Genomic DNA, 18950 nt, shown 5'->3' with positions numbered 1-18950 from the left:
GTTATCCAGCTCTGCTTTTTTTGTTTTTCGTATCTCGCACCTCGTTTACGCGCACCTGACCTTTCCGCTCTTCGTATCCCGTATACTCGCATCTACCTCACAGCTTCATCGATTGCGATGAATAAGAGTACACGAACTAACGCACCACCGACCTCTTACAAAGACTTACACTCCTTCATTACACTAAGTGATACCGTTGCAACAAATAATACAAACAAATCACTCAATACCCATTCAATTAAATTAGTGAATATTATGAAGCCTATCTTTTTAGCATTACTTACCCTGGCCGTGGCGGGTTGTAATGGCTCATCTAGCAGCAACTCTTCGACTTCGACATCGACATCATCAGCAAAACCAAAGTCATTAGTCACCGTTTATTCATCTGTAGATAACTGCTCAACAGCAGCCGATGTACCAAACTGTAGCTTCGAGAAAGGCATTTACGTATTAAAAGCGAATTCAATCGTAACGGATGTACAGCACCAGCGTGTAATAAGCCAAGTAAAGAACTTCACGACATGGGCAAGTGAAGACGTTCAAAAGCAGTTGAACAAGAAAAGCCTAATCATTGGGGTCATGGAGACAGAACCTGATGGCTCTACAGCCGCTGACCAATTTGTTATTGCGCTTAGCCAAGCGAAGGATATTGTGGATGGTGTTGAGTTGGTGTATACCGATCTTAGCGGACAAGATGAGACAAAAAAGCCGAGGACATATCAAAAGCTGATGCAGCTTTTCGATTACTACGTTGATGATAACCAAAACAACCAGTTAGGATCTGATCTGAGTAACGCATACGATGCATTCCGATCTGCACTTGCTCATCAGGATGGTGTGGCTGCTGTCGCTGGTATGGAGTCACTACATTTCAACGAATGTAATTACGGAAATGGCAAACTAACAACTCAGCGAGTACTGGGGACACCAAACCCTTGTATAGAGGATGGCAAAACAACCGATGATGACGGAAATGACATTTCCAATGGCAAGATTGACCCTATACATGGAGGTACTAATCTAAACTTGAACCCAGGCTCACTACTTGGTTTAATTTACGAATACAAAGTTTCTCCAAAGTTGAGTGAAGGTGCTTCTGAACTGGTCGGTTCAAAAGGTACTAATTTCAAAATCGCTGGAGAAATCGGTTCTGGTAAATTAGATAGTGATCCAAGCTCTGTATATGTCTCTTGGGCTAACCCTGCATTCATACCATTAAGTAACTACCTAGAAAAATATTTTTTTACCAACAAATAACTGGCTAATTTAAAAGATAAAATAACAAAGCTGGCATTGGTGCCAGAAGTTTAAGTACGTCTAACCACTCTTGCCCAGATTCGGGTAAACCAGTCCCGAAGAGCTTAAAATCGAAAAGACTAGAAGCAGAGCGAGATTATCTTGTTCTGCTTTTTTGTTGCCATTATATGCGCTTACAAAGTGCAATTTCATCGGCTTACATAGCTCAAAATTATTAGTAACAATATCATTAATATAAATACAACAATGTCATTTGGCAGATGACGATCATGCTTTCATACAAGACATTACCGATAAAAAAGAGGCTGATAACTCAGTATCAGCCTCTTTGCTTTTCTAAATCACGGGGCACTTAGAGCTTTGGGTTACCCATGTTCTTATTGCTGTGTAACCTTCTTGGTTTGGTCCATTAACCCCAACGCTCCGAAGCCCGTAATGACATCGAGGTTGGTTTTCAAACCCGTTTCGTCACTGCCGCCGATGTAGTTTTGTGGCATCTGCACTTGGAAGTTCTGCAGGTTGTTATAGAGCGAGTTAGCGACCTCACGGTTCAGCTCGGCCAGATACACCTCGCGGTTGGCGCCTAGCGCGGCATATTTCGCTTTCAACACTTCCGCTTCCGCTCGACCTTTTTCAAGAATCGCTCTTGCTTCAAATTCAGCAGACAATGCATTGGCCTTTTGAATCGCCAAATTGGCTTCTGCGGTTGCCAGTTCCTTCTCTTTTTCAACTTCAGCTAATCGCTTAGTCTTCTCGACTTCGACAATTTCACGTTCAGCAATTTGACGAGCTATTTCCACTTCTTTCTGCTGGGAAATAATCGCTAACTCTTTGCCTCGCTGCGCGTCTTGGACTTCTCGAGTACGCTGAATCTCTTTACGGAGTTGCTCGGTCTCAGCTTGCGCTTTTGATGTTTCTTGCTCCTGAATCGCACGAATACGGTCGGCCACCAAACGCTTCTTATCCGCCAGTAACTGATCAAGTTGCTTCTCTGGCTGCGGATCACCAATCGTGACCTGGGTTACTTGAATGCCGTATTGTGATAGCGGATTGTCCTGACGGATAGGCTGACCCGTGTTATCCACCACCGGCACGGTCTTCCAAACCAGTTGATTGGTTCGTTGCAATTGATTCGAGTTCGATTGATTGACACCAACCGGCGCAAGATCTAACTCTTCCACTTCAACCTGACGACGTTCCGTCAGGTAAATGCCCTCGCGTAGCTGATCACCCAATTTAGATTTGAATTGGTTTAAGCCACCTTGGAAGAACTCCTCGCCCGTGTATTGAGTCGCCGTAATCACTGTCACATTACGCGCATTTTTAACTAACAACGCATCGATCAAATTACTGTTGTTGCGAAACTCCTTATGCATCTTTTCCACTGCCTTCGGGTCATTGCTGAGCTTAAAGCGGAATGTCACCGGAATCTCACCAATGTACGTATCAGCAAAACGCACCTGCACCGGATCTAACCTTTGATAAAAATCTTCCCCTTTGCTGTTGCCAAAAGAGACTGTAATCACCTGATCATACTGGGTTATCTTGGATAAAAACGGCATTCGAAAATGAATACCGGGCTCGGTAAAGACATCCAACTCACCAGTAATATTGTTTTGATGCACGTAGCTGTAACCGGCATCGGTCATCAAAACTGAGCTATTAATTGTTAAGCCTAAAGCCAGCAGTGGTACGCCGAATACTGCCGCTTTCAGCCCTTTATGTAGTAACTGACGTCGTTCTTCTATTTTCAAACCTCTTCCTAAGCCTCGATTTTCCATGTCATTCTCCTTTAGGGTTGTCATTGAGTTAAATCGAAATAAATCAAACTAATATGCAACTCGCTGACCACGAGAAATAATGTATCAAATTGTTACAATTCGGAACAATCGAAAGATTCATCAAATAAATAAGGTTTTATCGAACAATAAAAATAACCTCTACATTCACAAGCTTTGAATTTATGAACTTTGGCTGTTCAGAACGGTAGGAAAATTGAAGCGGTGATCAAAAGGAAAGACCGACACTACTTAGGAATAGAAAGGAGAAAAGTTACACTTTCCAAAGAACGGACTATTGATTGCTCAAGGCGCCATTTATGCGTTGATAGAGAGAAGCACCTATACTGTTAGATGCTAAATCGCGTTTGAGGATATCATTATGAGAATTGTTTCACTTGCCTGTATTCTGGCTCTATCTTTACCAACCACAGCCTTGGCTGTCGATGTCACGAAACTGGCAGAATCTGTAGACAAGGAAAAAGCCACTGAATCTGTTGATGTAGAAGAATTGAAATCATCGGTTGATGGGACCGACATTGATTATCAAAAAGCTTATGAAGCTATCGATAAAGAAAAGGCGAAAGAAGCCGTCGATGTCGATAAAGCAAAGGCAGCTCTGCTTGAATAACAATGCTAATCAGAGATAAAACAAGCAAAAGCAACCCCAGTGTTAGCACGCTTTATTCGCTGATATACGAGCGTGCTAACGCAGGAGTTATCTCATAATAACGAAATATCGGCGTACCCTACTTTTTATCCGTCACTCGCGTCATACCACTCAGAGTTTTTATCAGTTCAAACGTACACTCGCCCCTTCCTCTCATATCGGCCAAAACCCCAAAGATGACACCGAACATGAGCGTTCATAAATTGATAGTAAGATCACAAAAAGCCATTGAAACATCTTTTCCTGGTGAGTGGATATGAAGGTTAGGAACACGATCCCAGTCACTAATATGTAGCAAACCAGTGATATTTTTGCGATTGCCATAATCTCAACATATTGTTGAATTTGAAGTTATTTACAAATGAGATAGTATCCATTTTTTTCATACAAGTGGTCTCCTCATGCACCAACTAGATACAGCCTTAAATAATAAAAGCGGGCGCTGGACACAGCACGATACTCAATGGGTATTGAGTTTATTTGGTACAGCTGTCGGCGCTGGTATTCTCTTCTTACCGATCAACCTAGGCCTCAGTGGTTTCGTTCCATTGCTCATCATGGCAACCTTAGCGTTCCCTATGACTTTCTTAGCGCACCGTGGCTTTACTCGGTTCGTTCTATCTTCCAGCCAAAAAGACGCAGACTTTACCGATGTCGTTGCTGAGCACTTTGGAGCCACTGCGGGACAAATCATTTCACTGCTGTACTTTTTGTCTATCTTCCCGATTTTATTAATTTATGGTGTCGGATTAACAAATACCGTCGATAGCTTTATGGTTAACCAAGCTGGACTAGAGTCACTGCCACGACCTTTTCTGTCAGGAGCCTTAGTGACAGGGTTAATCGCAGTGATGATCGCTGGCGAGAAGATTATACTTCGTACACTCTCGTTGATGGTTTATCCCCTAGTCGCGATTCTGCTATTTTTGTCCGTATACTTGATTCCAAGCTGGCAAGCTCCTGAACTGACAATGCCTTCATTATCTTCTTTGGGCAGCACGCTTTGGCTATCTACGCCAGTAGTGATCTTCTCATTCAGTCATTTAGCAGCACTCTCTTCTTTTGCCCACGCTCAACGCAGCCATTACGATGACAGCGCAAGAGTAAAATCAGAGCACATCTTACAACGCACCAGCATCATGCTGATCCTGTTTGTGATGCTGTTTGTATTTTCTTGTGTTCTGACACTGTCTCCTGAACAGCTAGCACAAGCGAAGGAACAAAACGTGTCGATTCTGTCTTATCTGGCCAACGTTAAAGACAACCCGTTTATTGCGACACTTGGCCCGATTGTGGCTTTCCTAGCAATAACATCATCATTTATTGGCCACTTCTTGGGCGCGAGAGAAAGCATGGTCGGGATGCTAACCAAAAGTACATCCCTATCCACACCTTTGGCTCATAAAGTGACAATAATCTCGCTGTTTGCATCGATCTGGGTGGTAGCGATAGTCAACCCAAGCATTTTAGGGATGATGGAAGCCTTGTCTGGGCCTGTAATTGCGATGATCTTGTTCGTTATGCCTATGGTGGCCGTGTATAAGGTAGAGGCATTACGCCGCTATAGAAAGGATTTATCCTGCATCTTCGTCTTGTTGGTGGGTGTCGTCGCTGTAAGCGCTTTAGTGTTTAGCTTAGTTAAGCCATAGCGGGTTAGGGACTAAAAGCAGATACGGGATTCGAGTAAACGAGTATCGAAGAGCTTAAGAGCGAAAAGACTAAAAGCAGAACAATACCATTTTGTTCTGCTTTTTTTGTTTTTCGTATCTCGTATACTCGCATCTGCCCTTCAGCTCTTCGTATCCCGTATCTCGTTTACGCGCATCTGCTTTTTAAATGCAAAAAAGGCCGCATAAGCGACCTTTTTCATTTCATTGAACCACCTTAAATCAAGGTGAGCACAATCAAATTACTTTACACGACCAACGTATTCGCCAGTACGAGTATCTACTCTTACAACTTCACCGATAGCGATGAATAGAGGTACGCGAACTACCGCGCCAGTTGCTAGAGTTGCAGGTTTGCCACCAGTACCCTGTGTGTCGCCTTTTAGGCCAGGATCTGTATCAGTTACTTCGATCTCAACAAAGTTTGGTGGAGTTACTGTGATAGGGTTATCATTCCACAACGTTAGAGTACATACGTCGTTTTCAACTAGCCATTTAGCTGTGTCGCCAACTGCTTTTACTTCAGCCGCGATTTGCTCGAATGTCTCGTTGTTCATGAAGTGGTAGAATTCGCCATCGCTGTATAGGTAGCCTAGTTCAACGTCTACAACGTCAGCTAGTTCTACTGTGTCGCCTGACTTAAATGTTTTCTCTAACACTTTGCCTGACAGCAGTTTACGAAGTTTTACACGGTTAAACGCTTGGCCTTTACCCGGCTTAACGTATTCATTTTCGATAATTGAGCAAGGCTCGTTATCCATCATGAATTTTAAACCGCCTTTGAATTCATTGGTGCTTACTGACGCCATGATTTCCTCTTACACATCTTTGAGTTGATTTCAATGCCGCATATCATAACCCGAAAAGTCGAATCTGTTGAGCAAAACTGGCTCAAACAACTATCGAATGCGATCTCAGACCCGACAAAACTCCTTGAAGCATTGGAAATAGACCCAACACCATGGCAAGCAGGCTTTGCGGCACGCAACCTATTTTCGTTGCGAGTACCGTTAAGCTTTGTCGAGCGAATGGAAAAAGGCAACCCGCATGACCCGCTATTACGCCAGGTTTTGCCATTGAGCGAAGAGTTCGAAGTTCATGAAGGCTACTCGGCCGATCCACTAGAAGAGCAAGACAACGCGATCCCGGGTTTATTGCATAAATACAAAAGTCGCGCCTTGATGATAGTAAAAGGTGGCTGTGCGGTTAACTGCCGTTATTGCTTTCGACGCCACTTCCCGTATCAAGACAACAAGGGCTCAAAGTCGGTGTGGCAAACCAGCCTCGATTATGTCGCTCAACACTCTGAGATTAACGAGGTCATCCTTTCGGGTGGCGACCCACTGATGGCCAAAGACAGCGAAATCGAGTGGCTGATTCACGCTATCGAACAGATACCACATGTGAAAACCGTGCGTATTCATAGCCGTTTACCCGTCGTGATCCCAGCTCGTATCACTGACGAGCTGTGCCAAATCTTATCTAAGACTCGCCTCAATGTAGTGATGGTAAGCCATATTAATCATGCCAATGAAATCAATGTAGAGCTTAAACAAGCCTTCCATAAATTGAAGCTTAGTGGCGCGATGCTACTTAACCAAGGCGTGATGTTGAAAGGCGTGAACGACAGTGCTGACGCATTAAAAGCACTCAGTGAGAAGCTATTCAACGCTGGCATTCTACCGTATTACATGCACGTACTGGATAAGGTTCAAGGTGCCGCTCACTTCTATATCTCAGATGAAGAGGCGAAACATCACTTTAAGGGATTAATCTCTGAGGTTTCTGGCTACCTTGTACCTAAATTAACTCGTGAAATTGGCGGACGCAGCAGCAAGACACCACTCGACCTCCATATTGAGTGATAACGCACAATATTGAATAGTAGAACAGAAAAAAGGGCCAGCAACATCCGTTGATGGCCCTTTTAAGCAGAATAAAACAATAACCTTTGGCTACTGGCTACGAACAATACGCGATCAAACACATCATAAGAAGTAACGAATACCGAGCCCAAAAGCAATGTCTGCTGAGTTATCCATGTTGATAATGTTTTCAATCATACTGGCTTCTAGCATGGCGTTGCCAAGATTCAAACGATAGCCCAGAACCACTTCATTAGAGGCTTCAGAGAACGCCCCCTCATCTTCCAACAAACCTTGGTACCAGTGATATTCAACGAGCACTTCATGAAAATAGCCAAATTTGTAGCCATATCCAAAGGCGACCGCTCCGGTAAAATCGCGGATTTCAGTGCCTATCAACGCACTATTGTTGTCATTGTGCGTGACGCCAGCGCTTGCAAAAAATGAACTCGCCCCTCGGGCAAGGCTGTAATTCAACTGTACAGCTTGCTCAAAAGCACTTTTTTTGAATGGACCGCTGTCGACATTTTTGTAATAAACGCTTCCCCCGATGGCAAGTGCACTCGTATTCGAAGAAAAAAGCTGGTACTGAGTGTACCAATGCAAGGCTTTCGCTAACGCTTCCCCCTCGAAATCATCAATCGATACACCGTATTCATCACTGGATATATGGAATTGGTGTTTACCTGCTTCATCACGTCCGTTTTGTCCAATACCGAAAAAACTGTGGAAGTCCATGGTCAATGAGTCTAGGTGATTATTGGCCGCATAGGTGTATTGATATTTCACTTCGGTTTGCAATTGAGGGTTAACCTGCCAGTTCGCACCGACGAAAATATGATTCTGATAATAATCAAGGTCTGCCGTATCAGAACTTGCCCAAACACTCGCCATCGTGCCCGATGCAAACAGCTCTACGCCATGGTTCCCCACCGGAAAAGCTGAACGTAGCTCCGTGGTCAAATGAGTCGACTGCTCGGGAGATTGAGCATAAGTACGAAGCGGGGTGGGAGGTTGAGCTGCGATAGCCGAGAGTGAAGTAAAAGTCATTGTAGTCAGAAGCAACATCGATGAGACTTTATTAGGGATAATCTTAACCATTACACAACATCCTATAGTTATTAATTTAATGATAATTCAATAAATTAAATGCCTCTAGAAAATGTTGGACTTTCGAGCTTATTTTTGGGGCCTTAACAGTATTTCCACGCCAAGCGTGATAGCGATGCATAATATAACAATATCAATAACTTAGAAAATCATTCAAAGCAGTGACACCCTTGATACTCAAAGGAAAGATAGACAGCCAACGCGCTGATAGCTTACTGAAAAGAGCATGCCCAAAAGCCATCCCTATTTTGCTCTCACTGATCGCTCACGCCCCTCTTAGCCGTAGAATTGATAATGTTTACATGTCCCTTTTATCCATTGCGGGATCAACAAAGTTAATCGAGAAGACAACAAATATTTGTTCGATCGTCAGGCTGATTATCAGCATACTCGGCTCTATTCTAAATTTTTAGGAGGGGTGATATGTCACAATTTATAGAACAAACTTTAAACCTTGCCCCCTTTAGCTGGGCAGGGCTAGCTGTGTGTATGCTGTGTGGTTCGTTAATCGGTATCGAGCGACAAACACGCGGCAAACCAGTAGGTATCAGAACCTCGATTCTGATCATCAGCGGTACCTATTTCTTCCTTACCATGGCGATTAGCCTATCTCCAAACACACTCGATCAGGCTCGTGTACTTGGCCAGATCATTACTGGTGTTGGTTTCCTGGGTGCGGGTGTGATGATGACACTCGATGGCAAAATTCATGGTGTGACTTCAGCAGCCATCATTTGGGTATTAGCAGCATTGGGTATGATGATAGCGCTTGGTCACCTTTCACAATCGGTAATGATCACGCTGTTGGCATTAGCAATTTTACTGGGTGTTGATAAGGTGGAAAACAGTTTCCAAAGCCTACGTCGTGGTGTTCACCAGAAATGGATGAGAAAAGGCCGTGTGAAAAAATAAAGCTACACTCAGTTACCTATAAGGACGACTGCAAAGACGAAGAAGCCTAGTCATGCGACTAGGCTTTTTTGTACATCAATGAACGTGGATACACAGTTGATTTGTGCCCAAGGACTTTGCAATGCCCAGTTGTTTGTTTGAAGAACGGACACTCTGATTTTTCCATAGGTGTCCGATACTTTCGAACTTATGTAAAGAGTAGAGCACTGCTCCCCCAGAAACCGAAATAGCCACTTTCTCTCCTGTCGAACACTGGTAGTTCTGTAAACTAATATCGCTCTGGATTCGTTCAAATATTGAAGAAAGCAATTCTGACGACTCTCCTGCAATCGCCACCACGAACTCCCGACCATCAAATCTCGCCACGATATCGTGTTGCCTCACGCTGTTGACGATAAGTTTAGCAACGTGACAAATCACCCTATCACCAATCTCATTGCCATACCGATCGCAGATCGCCTTTAAATCATCGATTTCAAAGACACCAATCCCTAAAATTTTTCTCTCATCTTGCGCCAAAAATTGCGCTTCAAAGCCACTGCGATTGAGTAACCCTGTTAATGGATCGGTCATTGAAAGATCGTTTAAGCGGCGGTGTCTTTGCTCACGATAAAATCGCCATAGCCGCCATGCTGCAACCACATACAAGAACAAGAGTACCAATAACCCTTTGTAGTCCCTTTCCAATATGTGTAAGAAGTGCTCGCTCTTCGTTTCTTGAATGGTCAAATACAGCTGCGTATTCACCCCATCCACATACAAGGGTTGTGAAAAAGTGTAATCCAATAAGCCATATTTATTTCTGCCGCTGACACTGGTGATCTCATAGCCATGCTTCGCATTCGAAAATAAGCTAGAGGTATAGCCATCAATACCTAATACCCCTTTAAACTCACCGTTTATATAGATCCCTTTGGTTAAAGTCACCACTTTCTCACCAGTCAGGTAATCGTCGTATTGGCCAGTATAGACAACCTTATCTCTATTTTGAGATACGCCAAAGCGGATGGTATTGATCCAATAGGGCCGACGACTAACGATCGAGTCAAACGTATCGCCTTTCATATATTGGGCAATATCCGAGGGGGCCGAGATGATAAATTTATCTTTGGAAATAAAATAAATGGCAGAGACACTACTGATGGTGTTCGTAAAGTAAGCCATCGTTGGGGCAATAAACAGACGCTTGCTCGCTTCCGCATACAGCGCAGATTGAGAGTCACACATCTGAGTGGGGCCAGAGAACATAAAATCAAAAAGAGGGTCTTTCTGCCCTTCACTAATGAAATAGCAGCTATCGTCTTCCGTCTTTTTTTCATACGGAAAGGTATAAGTCTCACCATGCAATGGGTGGAGCGCTGTAATGTTGTACTCTAGCGCATTCAGTATCTGAGTGAGCTCTGTGAGTCCATGTGTTACGCCTTGATTTTCTGATCCATACTGTTTGTCTGATTCTTCCGCTGAATCAAAGAGCAACAAGCTCAAAACTACTAAAAAACTGGCGGTCAGGCCAAAGAAAGCCTTTTTAAAATCGATAGTATGGTGATTAATCAAAGCATATCAATCATCGTTGTGAATTTAGCGCACATTGTACTTATGAATTAACTTACTGCAACAATAAATATAAAACAACATGCTTATATTATTCAGCACGAGAGAGTTTGAACCTGGATCAGAAAATACAGAGTAGAAATAACGCCTAAGTAAGAAGCACTTAGGCGTTACGAATCACAGTAGTAACACTAAGCCTTACTTAGCAAAGTTCACAATTGGGAAGCACGGGAAGAAACCGTTATCGGCACAGTTGAGCAAGCCTATTTGTACACCTTCAATTTTTTTAGTTTTGTTGAAGAGACCAACTTGAACTGTTGAAGTGTCTGAAAGGTTCGCCGCACCCACATCAACCATAGTGTCGCCTTCAGAGTAGTTTACGAAACTCACGTTTGCGCCTTTTACATCGTTAGTGATGTTCACAGCGCCAAAGTTAAGGCCGGTCGTTTTACCCGTATTCCAGTTAAAGAAGCCCAACGACGCACCTTTCATCTCTTGATTCACTTTCGATGCACCAAAAATACCCAGGTTCACACCCGTTGTCGTTTGAGTCTCAGACATGCCCACAACCGCAAGGTCAAGACCTTTAACATCACTGACTTGCCCGTGTAGTACCGCCAAGCGTACGCCGCCAACACTATCAGAGTCTGGTGAGTTGTAACCATTTACCGTTGAAAACATAACAGGCGAAGAAGCGAATGCCGCTGGTGCCATTATTGCTGCCGATACGGCAAGTACTGAAAGTAGTTTTTTCATTGGGGAGTCTCCACTGACTTATTGTTAACTTGATTAATACATTATCAATCAAGCGTTTATTGTCCTTTATTCAACAGCTATCCATGTTATATCAATGTCATAACTGTACTGTTGAATATAAGACGGTAAATCAGAAAGAACAATATAAAGAAAGGGATACGATCAGAGGTAAGAGTAGCCATCGACACACATTTCGATGCATAACACTAAAGATTACCTATTACACTCGCATCTCGCTGTAGGGAATGACTATGTCAGAACATAAAAAAACGGAGACCGAAGTCTCCGTTTTCAAGGTGTTAGCATGGTTAAATAATGACGAGAGATGTGGAGATAGAAAAAGCCCCTTACCTCTTTAATAGAATCAAAGCCAAAACCACAAAGCCCACAACTATTTTTTCAAAATACCCACTACAGAATTATTCTCTACGACGATCAATGAGGTAATTCCTTTATTCTCCATTACCTCGTAAGCCTCTTGTACATGCGCTTCAGGAGATATTGAGGCTGGGTTGAGCGTAGCAATATCTTTTGCAACAAGATCAAAAGCATCTCGTCCTTTCGACTCCATCGCTCTTCGCAAATCCCCATCTGTGATAATAGCTAAAGACTCATCATTCAAATTAACCAATGTTAAGCCTAAATGGCTCGATGATATTTTATGGATGATAGATGTAAAATCGGCATTTGATGCAACACTAGGAAGGCTATCAGAGAGCATTTCATCTTGTACCTTAGACAGCAGTCTTCGACCTAAGCTTCCCCCAGGGTGGAAACGAGCGAAGTTTTCGGGTTGAAAACCACGAACGTCCATAAGGGCTACAGTCAAAGCATCCCCCATAACCAGAGTAGCTGTTGTTGAAGATGTAGGGGCAAGCTGCAAAGGGCACGCTTCTTTAGGCACAGCAATATCTAAATGACAGTGTGAGTTTACTGCTAGTGTAGAGCTTTCTCTTCCTGTAATAGCAATGATGAAGTTTCCATTATCTCGTAAGAAAGGTAATAGCTTCAAAACTTCATCCGTCTCACCTGAGTTCGAGATAGCAATAAATACATCTTCAGATTTGACCATTCCCAGATCACCATGAAAAGCTTCTCCAGGGTGCATGAAAAAGCTAGGAGTGCCAGTACTCGCAAAAGATGCAGCTATTTTTTTTCCTATAATTCCAGATTTTCCCATTCCACAGATAATGGTACGGCCCTTGGTATTAATAATAGCGTTTATAGCAACTTCAAATTCAGAGCCTAATCTCTTTGCCATATAATCCAAACCGTCAATTTCAGTCTGAATTACTTGTTTTGCGATATCAATTGAGTTAGCCATCGGTTTTTTCTTCCATTATTTTTCTAGTATTTTCATAGTCTTCAATAGTATCAATCCCATGAGGTACAGCCCCTTCAAACACTATTGCACCAATATTCATGCCATGGCTCAAGGCTCGCAATTGTTCTAGCTTTTCATAATTCTCAAGCTCATCTTCAGGATATGAACAAAATTGTTTTAGAGATGAAGCCCGATAAGCATAAATTCCGATATGTCTTTTGGCCAATGACAAATCATTTGGGGTATCACGGTTCATTGGCGATGCTGAGCGAGTAAAGTACAGTGCACGACCATTATGGCCAACAATAGCTTTGACCACATTGGGATTAACAAAATCATCAGCAGAAACCAAAGGAACGACAGCTGTTGTGATATCATATGAAGCATGTAACCGAGTAAAAGATACAATCCGTTGAATGAGTGTAGGAGGGATCATTGGTTCATCACCTTGCACATTCACGATGATAGTATCCTCACTCCAACCTTTAATGAAAGAAACTTCATTTATACGATCAGTACCAGATTGGTGCTCTGGTGAAGTTAAAACAACTTGAATATTTTCAGATTTTAATGCATCGACTATACGTTTATCATCAGTCGCAACAAAAATATCATTTGGATCAATACCAGCTTCTTTACAACGTTCGATCACATGCCACACCACTGGCTTTTCAAGCAACGTGAGTAGAGGCTTTCCTGGTAGCCTAGATGAACCATATCTTGCAGGAATTACTACTTTAACACTCATCTTTTATTGCTCCATTGTTGCTACATCATCAACGCGAATCTTATCAAGCAAAGGTTTGTAAACTTCTTTTAGTGGGAGGTTGAGTTGGTTTGTCAGTAGAAGATCGACAAACTCTCTGACCATCCCGTCTCCCCCCTTCAGGCTTGATACCCAATCAGCACTACTAATAGCTAGACTATGGGCATCAATAGGAGCGACGGCTAACCCAACTTTTTCGAAGATAGGGATATCTAGGACATCATCCCCCAAGAATGCAATTTGATCTGCTGATATTTTATATTTAGAGCAAATGTCAATCAAAGCAGGTAGTTTATTCTTACAGCCGGTAATTATTTCATCAAACCCCAATTGTTGACAGCGAGTATCTAAAGCAGCACTGGCTTTACCTGAAATAACACCAACAAGAATATTATGGCTACGTAATAACTCGATAGCTAAGCCATCTTTAACATTAAATGATTTAAAGAACTCACCGTCTTTATTGATATATATGGAGCCATCAGTCATAACACCATCAACATCAAGCAATACCATTTTTATATTTTTACAAACTAACTTATCCAACATAACTAGACCAATTTAGACTCAATAAATGCTCTTGCGATGAACGGCTTCATCGACTTCCGATAGTTCTTCCATATACTTACGTGGCAATATAGTTGAGCTATCACGCAATGCTTGTTCAAGCCCCTGAGAGCTCACATAAAACTCATGTGGTACATATTGCCGACTGATTGGGCAAAGTATGTGTTCCATACTTTTGAACATGGATTACCCTAAAAATTTGAGGGCTATGATAACACTCCTGTTGAATGTTGAGTACCCATGTATACAGTGCCACTTCATAGTCTTGTCGGAATTAATTATCAACTACGCTATTGAGAGCTTCATAGGACAATATTCAATTATTCCTATGACCTATAACAAAAAACGGAGACCGAAGTCTCCGTTTTCAATTTCACTATGAATAGCGAGGGATGATTACATCATACCACCCATGCCACCCATACCGCCCATGCCACCCATGTCAGGCATTGCTGGAGCGTCTTTTTGTGGTAGGTCTGTAACCATCGCTTCTGTTGTGATCATAAGACCAGCAACTGATGCAGCGAACTGTAGTGCAGAGCGAGTTACCTTAGTTGGATCTAGGATACCCATTGCGATCATGTCGCCGTACTCACCTGTAGCCGCATTGTAGCCGTAAGAACCTTCGCCGCCTTTCACGTTGTTCGCTACCACTGACTCTTCGTCACCTGCGTTCTTCGTGATTTGACGGATTGGCGCTTCCATTGCACGTAGCGCAACGCGGATACCAACGTTTTGCTCTTCGTTGTCGCCTTCAAGGCCAGCAACTTTAGAAGCAACGCGGATAAGTGCAACACCACCACCAGCAACTACACCTTCTTCAACTGCAGCGCGAGTTGCGTGAAGTGCGTCTTCTACGCGGTCTTTCTTCTCTTTCATCTCAACTTCAGTCGCAGCACCAACTTTGATTACTGCAACACCGCCAGCTAGCTTAGCTACGCGCTCTTGTAGTTTCTCTTTGTCGTAGTCTGAAGTTGCATCTTCGATTTGTTGACGGATTTGAGAAACGCGACCTTGGATCATTGCTTCTTCACCCGCACCATCGATGATGGTTGAGTTTTCTTTAGTGATCGTTACGCGCTTAGCTTGACCTAGGTCTTCTAGCGTTACTTTTTCTAGGTCTAGACCGATCTCTTCAGAGATAACCGTACCGCCAGTTAGGATAGCGATGTCTTGTAGCATTGCTTTACGACGGTCGCCGAAACCAGGTGCTTTAACAGCAGCAACTTTCACGATACCACGCATGTTGTTCACAACTAGAGTCGCAAGCGCTTCGCCTTCTACATCTTCAGCGATGATTAGAAGTGGACGAGATGCCTTAGCAACCGCTTCTAGAGTTGGAAGAAGTTCGCGGATGTTTGAAACTTTCTTGTCGATAAGAAGGATGAATGGGCTTTCTAGATCAACAGAACCCGCTTCTTGGTTGTTGATGAAGTAAGGAGATAGGTAACCGCGGTCAAACTGCATACCTTCAACTACGTCTAGCTCGTCTTGTAGAGCCTGACCTTCTTCAACCGTGATTACGCCATCACGACCTACTTTTTCCATCGCTTCTGCAATGATGTTACCTACTGTCGAGTCAGAGTTCGCAGAGATAGTACCTACTTGTGCGATAGCTTTAGTATCTGCACATGGAACTGAAAGTGCTTTTAGCTCTTCAACTGCTGCAACAACTGCTTTGTCGATGCCGCGCTTAAGATCCATTGGGTTCATACCAGCAGCAACGGCTTTTAGGCCTTCGTTCACGATAGCTTGAGCAAGAACAGTTGCCGTAGTCGTACCGTCACCAGCTGCGTCGTTCGCTTGTGAAGCGACTTCTTTAACCATTTGCGCGCCCATGTTTTGGAACTTGTCTTCAAGTTCGATTTCACGTGCAACAGAAACACCATCTTTAGTGATAGTTGGTGCGCCAAATGATTTGTCTAGAACAACGTTACGGCCTTTAGGACCTAGCGTTACTTTTACTGCGTCAGCCAGAACGTTTACACCTTCTAGCATTTTAACTCGTGCGTCGTTACCAAATTTAACGTCTTTAGCAGCCATCTTTATTTCCTTTAAATTCTTTATTCAGTCAGTTCAGTTTGTATAGCGCGGATTACTCAACGATCGCCATGATGTCGTTTTCAGACATGATCAGAACTTCTTTACCGTCGATTTTTTCAGACTTAGTGCCGTAGCCTTCAGCAAAGATAACAGTGTCGCCAACTTTAACGTCCAATGGTTGTACTGAGCCGTTTTCTAGGATGCGGCCTTTACCCACAGCTAGAATTACACCGCGAGTTGATTTTTCAGCGGCAGAACCAGTTAGAACGATGCCACCAGCAGATTTAGATTCAACTTCTTGGCGCTCAACGATAACTCGGTCGTGTAGAGGACGGATATTCATCGGTCTTATCTCCTGATAATTTCCATTTAATTTGATAGTTGCCACGATTGGCATAGGGTTAAAGAGTATGTTGGGGCGAAGTGAAAGATCCCAAGGGGTTAAAAGGAAAAATTGTGATCTAAGGGGCAGATAAGGGATGAGAGCAGATACGAGTAAACGGGATGCGAGATACGAAGAGCTTGAAGACTAGATACAAGTATATGAGAGACGAAAAGCAAAGAAGGCGGCACCTACTTTCTCCGCTTTTAGCTCTTCGATACTCGTTTACCCGCATCTGATCTTTAAACTTATCCCGTCATTCCAGAACTGAGGAACGAAGTGTCTGGAATCTCAAACAACACGTGGATAACTAGATAGTCGCCAGAGATTCCCTACTGCACTCGTGCCTCGCTATAGGGAATGACGTAGTACTTATTAACAACTAACCTCTCATCCCGATTACACGCATCTCGTAACAGTCCTTCCCGCTTTTCGTATCTCAAATCCCGTTACCCTCGTCTAGGCTTACCCGTCATTCCAGAACTGAGGAACGAAGTGTCTGGAATCTCAAACAACACGTGGATAACTAGATAGTCGCCAGAGATTCCCTACTGCACTCGTGCCTCGCTATAGGGAATGACGTAGTACTTATTAACAACTAACCTCTCATCCCGATTACGCGCATCTCGTAACAGCCCTTCCCGCCCTTCGTATCTCAAATCCCGTTACCCTCGTCTAGGCTTACCCGTCATTCCAGAACTGAGGAACGAAGTGTCTGGAATCTCAAACAACGCGTGGATAACTAAATAGCCGCCAGAGGTTCCCTACTACGCTCGTGCCTCGATATAAGGAATGACGAAGATTAACCTCATTACTCATTAACCTCAGATATATTTTCTTAAGCTTTTTGCATCTCGTTTACTCGAATCTCTCATCTGCTTTAGCTTTTCTTTCTTTCCAAGCCACATCTGTTTATCCTACACCTTTCGTTCCAACTGGCGTTTTACATGCAAGATAAGCACGGGCTATTAACCGCCCCCATTGCGAGTACATTACGTACCATGACCATTCCGACTATCTTCGGTATGGTCGCGATCTTGATGTTTAACTTGGTCGATACTTTCTTTATCTCACTGCTTGGCACACAAGCACTGGCTGCCGTGAGCTTTACCTTCCCAGTTACCTTCGCCATCAACTGCATCACAATGGGCATCGGTGTAGGGCTTTCCACCTGTATTGGGCGGTTACTAGGCCAAGGCTGCGCACAAAATGCCGCTCGCTTTACTTGTCATGGATTATTGCTTGCCGTGTTACTTGTTGGGTTTGCATCCACACTAGGGTTGATAACACTTGAGCCGATGTTTACCTTGTTGGGGGCAGAACCAGAGTTACTGCCACTAATATCTGAATACATGATAGTTTGGTACTTAGCCATTCCGCTGCTTGTTATTCCAATGGCAGGCAACAGCGCGATACGAGCGAGTGGCGATACCAAAACCCCCGCCAAGATCATGATGTTGGCGGGCCTGATTAACGGCATCCTCGACCCCTTGCTGATCTTCGGTTACGGGCCTTTCCCAGAACTCGGGATTCAAGGTGCCGCCATCGCCAGTGGTTTTAGTTGGTTTGGTGCGCTGTGTGGTGCACTGTATGTATTAATCAAACGAGAAAAGCTACTCGCTCCGCCCAATGCTCAAGAGGTCGTCCGCGACTGGAAACAAATCCTCACCATTGGAACACCCGCTGCACTTTCAAACGCATTAAACCCACTCGCGGGTGCCATCATTATGATGATGCTGGCCAATCAAGGAACCGAAGCCGTGGCGGCTTATGGCGCAGCTCAGCGTATTGAATCGATTCTTATCATTGTGTTGATGTCTCTGACCTCTGCTCTTACGCCTTTCATGGCGCAAAACTTTGGCGCAAACAACCCTCAACGCAGCTTTAAGGCGCTGTTTATAAGCATGCGCTTTGCCGTAATGTTCCAAGGTTTAATTTTCTTAATGATGGTGCCATTAAGCATTCCTTTAGCCGCCCTGTTCTCTCAAGAAGAGTCCGTGCGTGGCATCTTGTGGCACTACCTGTTAGTTGTGCCATTTAGTTACGGGTTCCAAGGCATTGTGATGATGCTGATAAGTGCAATGAATGCCATGCATCAACCACTCAAAGCCTTCCAATGGAGCTTCATGCGCCTATTCGTATTTACCCTGCCATTTGCCTGGGTCGGCAGCCAACTTGATGGTGTCGAAGGGCTGTTTATTGGCCTAGCACTAGGAAACATAATGGGTGGCATTTCAGGGTACTTGTTTGCGCTTCGTATAAGAGTTAAAGCGGATGCGGGGTACGAGTAATCGGGATGCGA

Annotated in this window: 16 protein-coding genes; 6 read left to right on the top strand and 10 right to left on the bottom strand. The window is 43.7% G+C overall.

The window, feature by feature from the left end:
• The first annotated feature begins 255 nt into the window (after positions 1-255).
• Complete coding sequence (locus BTO10_RS21230) at positions 256-1257, top strand: histidine ammonia-lyase (protein ID WP_105025748.1); 1002 nt, start codon at positions 256-258, stop codon at positions 1255-1257.
• 377 nt (positions 1258-1634) lie between these two features.
• Here the strand turns inward: BTO10_RS21230 and BTO10_RS21225 are convergent, their stop codons facing one another.
• Positions 1635-3038: an SPFH domain-containing protein gene (locus tag BTO10_RS21225; RefSeq protein ID WP_004741339.1), complete on the bottom strand. Its 1404-nt coding sequence runs from the start codon at positions 3036-3038 to the stop codon at positions 1635-1637.
• Positions 3039-3417: 379 nt separating this feature from the next.
• Here BTO10_RS21225 and BTO10_RS21220 point away from each other — a divergent pair, with 379 nt between their 5' ends.
• Complete coding sequence (locus BTO10_RS21220; protein WP_004741340.1) at positions 3418-3666, top strand: hypothetical protein; 249 nt, start codon at positions 3418-3420, stop codon at positions 3664-3666.
• Between the two features lie 440 nt (positions 3667-4106).
• A complete protein-coding gene (locus BTO10_RS21215; protein ID WP_105025747.1) occupies positions 4107-5354 on the top strand; it encodes an aromatic amino acid transport family protein in 1248 nt (415 codons plus the stop codon).
• 260 nt (positions 5355-5614) lie between these two features.
• Here the strand turns inward: BTO10_RS21215 and efp are convergent, their stop codons facing one another.
• Complete coding sequence (gene efp / locus BTO10_RS21210) at positions 5615-6181, bottom strand: elongation factor P (RefSeq protein WP_004741343.1); 567 nt, start codon at positions 6179-6181, stop codon at positions 5615-5617.
• A 33-nt stretch (positions 6182-6214) separates the two neighbouring features.
• On the opposite strand from efp, the gene epmB reads away from it, so the two are divergent.
• Entirely contained in the window at positions 6215-7237 is a 1023-nt protein-coding gene (gene epmB, locus BTO10_RS21205) for an EF-P beta-lysylation protein EpmB (RefSeq protein WP_105025746.1), read from the top strand.
• A 123-nt stretch (positions 7238-7360) separates the two neighbouring features.
• Here the strand turns inward: epmB and BTO10_RS21200 are convergent, their stop codons facing one another.
• The gene (locus BTO10_RS21200) at positions 7361-8338 is read right to left on the bottom strand and encodes a DUF3187 family protein (protein WP_004741345.1); all 978 of its coding nucleotides are present in this window, start codon (positions 8336-8338) and stop codon (positions 7361-7363) included.
• 432 nt (positions 8339-8770) lie between these two features.
• Here BTO10_RS21200 and BTO10_RS21195 point away from each other — a divergent pair, with 432 nt between their 5' ends.
• Positions 8771-9259 (top strand): MgtC/SapB family protein, encoded by a 489-nt coding sequence (locus BTO10_RS21195; RefSeq protein WP_063525564.1) that lies wholly within the window; start codon positions 8771-8773, stop codon positions 9257-9259.
• A 75-nt stretch (positions 9260-9334) separates the two neighbouring features.
• Here BTO10_RS21195 and BTO10_RS21190 read toward each other — a convergent pair whose 3' ends face one another.
• The 7 genes from BTO10_RS21190 to BTO10_RS21160 form a co-directional block, all read right to left on the bottom strand.
• Positions 9335-10813, bottom strand: a complete 1479-nt coding sequence (locus BTO10_RS21190; RefSeq protein WP_105025745.1) for a sensor domain-containing diguanylate cyclase — start codon at positions 10811-10813, stop codon at positions 9335-9337.
• Between the two features lie 195 nt (positions 10814-11008).
• Complete coding sequence (locus tag BTO10_RS21185) at positions 11009-11566, bottom strand: VC2662 family protein (protein ID WP_105025744.1); 558 nt, start codon at positions 11564-11566, stop codon at positions 11009-11011.
• 391 nt (positions 11567-11957) lie between these two features.
• Positions 11958-12890: a KpsF/GutQ family sugar-phosphate isomerase gene (locus BTO10_RS21180; protein WP_105025743.1), complete on the bottom strand. Its 933-nt coding sequence runs from the start codon at positions 12888-12890 to the stop codon at positions 11958-11960.
• Positions 12883-13638 carry a 3-deoxy-manno-octulosonate cytidylyltransferase gene (kdsB, locus tag BTO10_RS21175; RefSeq protein ID WP_004741350.1) on the bottom strand — a complete coding sequence of 252 codons (756 nt, stop codon included), beginning with the start codon at positions 13636-13638 and terminating at the stop codon, positions 12883-12885. The genes BTO10_RS21180 and kdsB overlap by 8 nt, the downstream gene beginning before the upstream one ends.
• A 3-nt stretch (positions 13639-13641) precedes the next feature.
• A complete protein-coding gene (locus BTO10_RS21170) occupies positions 13642-14205 on the bottom strand; it encodes a KdsC family phosphatase (RefSeq protein ID WP_032554355.1) in 564 nt (187 codons plus the stop codon).
• A 414-nt stretch (positions 14206-14619) separates the two neighbouring features.
• Positions 14620-16266, bottom strand: a complete 1647-nt coding sequence (groL, locus tag BTO10_RS21165) for a chaperonin GroEL (RefSeq protein ID WP_105025742.1) — start codon at positions 16264-16266, stop codon at positions 14620-14622.
• Between the two features lie 52 nt (positions 16267-16318).
• Complete coding sequence (locus BTO10_RS21160) at positions 16319-16609, bottom strand: co-chaperone GroES (protein ID WP_004741353.1); 291 nt, start codon at positions 16607-16609, stop codon at positions 16319-16321.
• A 986-nt stretch (positions 16610-17595) separates the two neighbouring features.
• Between BTO10_RS21160 and BTO10_RS21155 the strand changes: the two genes are divergently transcribed.
• Positions 17596-18939 (top strand): MATE family efflux transporter, encoded by a 1344-nt coding sequence (locus BTO10_RS21155; protein WP_105025741.1) that lies wholly within the window; start codon positions 17596-17598, stop codon positions 18937-18939.
• The last annotated feature ends 11 nt before the right edge of the window (positions 18940-18950 follow it).

Source organism: Vibrio chagasii (genome assembly GCF_002954585.1).
GTDB classification, from domain to species: domain Bacteria; phylum Pseudomonadota; class Gammaproteobacteria; order Enterobacterales; family Vibrionaceae; genus Vibrio; species Vibrio chagasii_A.
Note: the sequence above shows the minus strand (reverse complement) of the source record. Positions and strands in the feature narration are given on the sequence as shown.

Excerpts from the sequence above, each read along its gene's own strand:
- BTO10_RS21230 (WP_105025748.1), top strand. The coding sequence starts at position 256 with ATGAAGCCTATCTTTTTAGCATTACTTACCCTGGCCGTGGCGGGTTGT.
- BTO10_RS21225 (WP_004741339.1), bottom strand. The coding sequence starts at position 3,038 with ATGGAAAATCGAGGCTTAGGAAGAGGTTTGAAAATAGAAGAACGACGT.
- BTO10_RS21220 (WP_004741340.1), top strand. The coding sequence starts at position 3,418 with ATGAGAATTGTTTCACTTGCCTGTATTCTGGCTCTATCTTTACCAACC.
- BTO10_RS21215 (WP_105025747.1), top strand. The coding sequence starts at position 4,107 with ATGCACCAACTAGATACAGCCTTAAATAATAAAAGCGGGCGCTGGACA.
- efp (WP_004741343.1), bottom strand. The coding sequence starts at position 6,181 with ATGGCGTCAGTAAGCACCAATGAATTCAAAGGCGGTTTAAAATTCATG.
- epmB (WP_105025746.1), top strand. The coding sequence starts at position 6,215 with ATGCCGCATATCATAACCCGAAAAGTCGAATCTGTTGAGCAAAACTGG.
- BTO10_RS21200 (WP_004741345.1), bottom strand. The coding sequence starts at position 8,338 with ATGGTTAAGATTATCCCTAATAAAGTCTCATCGATGTTGCTTCTGACT.
- BTO10_RS21195 (WP_063525564.1), top strand. The coding sequence starts at position 8,771 with ATGTCACAATTTATAGAACAAACTTTAAACCTTGCCCCCTTTAGCTGG.
- BTO10_RS21185 (WP_105025744.1), bottom strand. The coding sequence starts at position 11,566 with ATGAAAAAACTACTTTCAGTACTTGCCGTATCGGCAGCAATAATGGCA.
- BTO10_RS21180 (WP_105025743.1), bottom strand. The coding sequence starts at position 12,890 with ATGGCTAACTCAATTGATATCGCAAAACAAGTAATTCAGACTGAAATT.
- kdsB (WP_004741350.1), bottom strand. The coding sequence starts at position 13,638 with ATGAGTGTTAAAGTAGTAATTCCTGCAAGATATGGTTCATCTAGGCTA.
- BTO10_RS21170 (WP_032554355.1), bottom strand. The coding sequence starts at position 14,205 with ATGTTGGATAAGTTAGTTTGTAAAAATATAAAAATGGTATTGCTTGAT.
- groL (WP_105025742.1), bottom strand. The coding sequence starts at position 16,266 with ATGGCTGCTAAAGACGTTAAATTTGGTAACGACGCACGAGTTAAAATG.
- BTO10_RS21160 (WP_004741353.1), bottom strand. The coding sequence starts at position 16,609 with ATGAATATCCGTCCTCTACACGACCGAGTTATCGTTGAGCGCCAAGAA.
- BTO10_RS21155 (WP_105025741.1), top strand. The coding sequence starts at position 17,596 with ATGCAAGATAAGCACGGGCTATTAACCGCCCCCATTGCGAGTACATTA.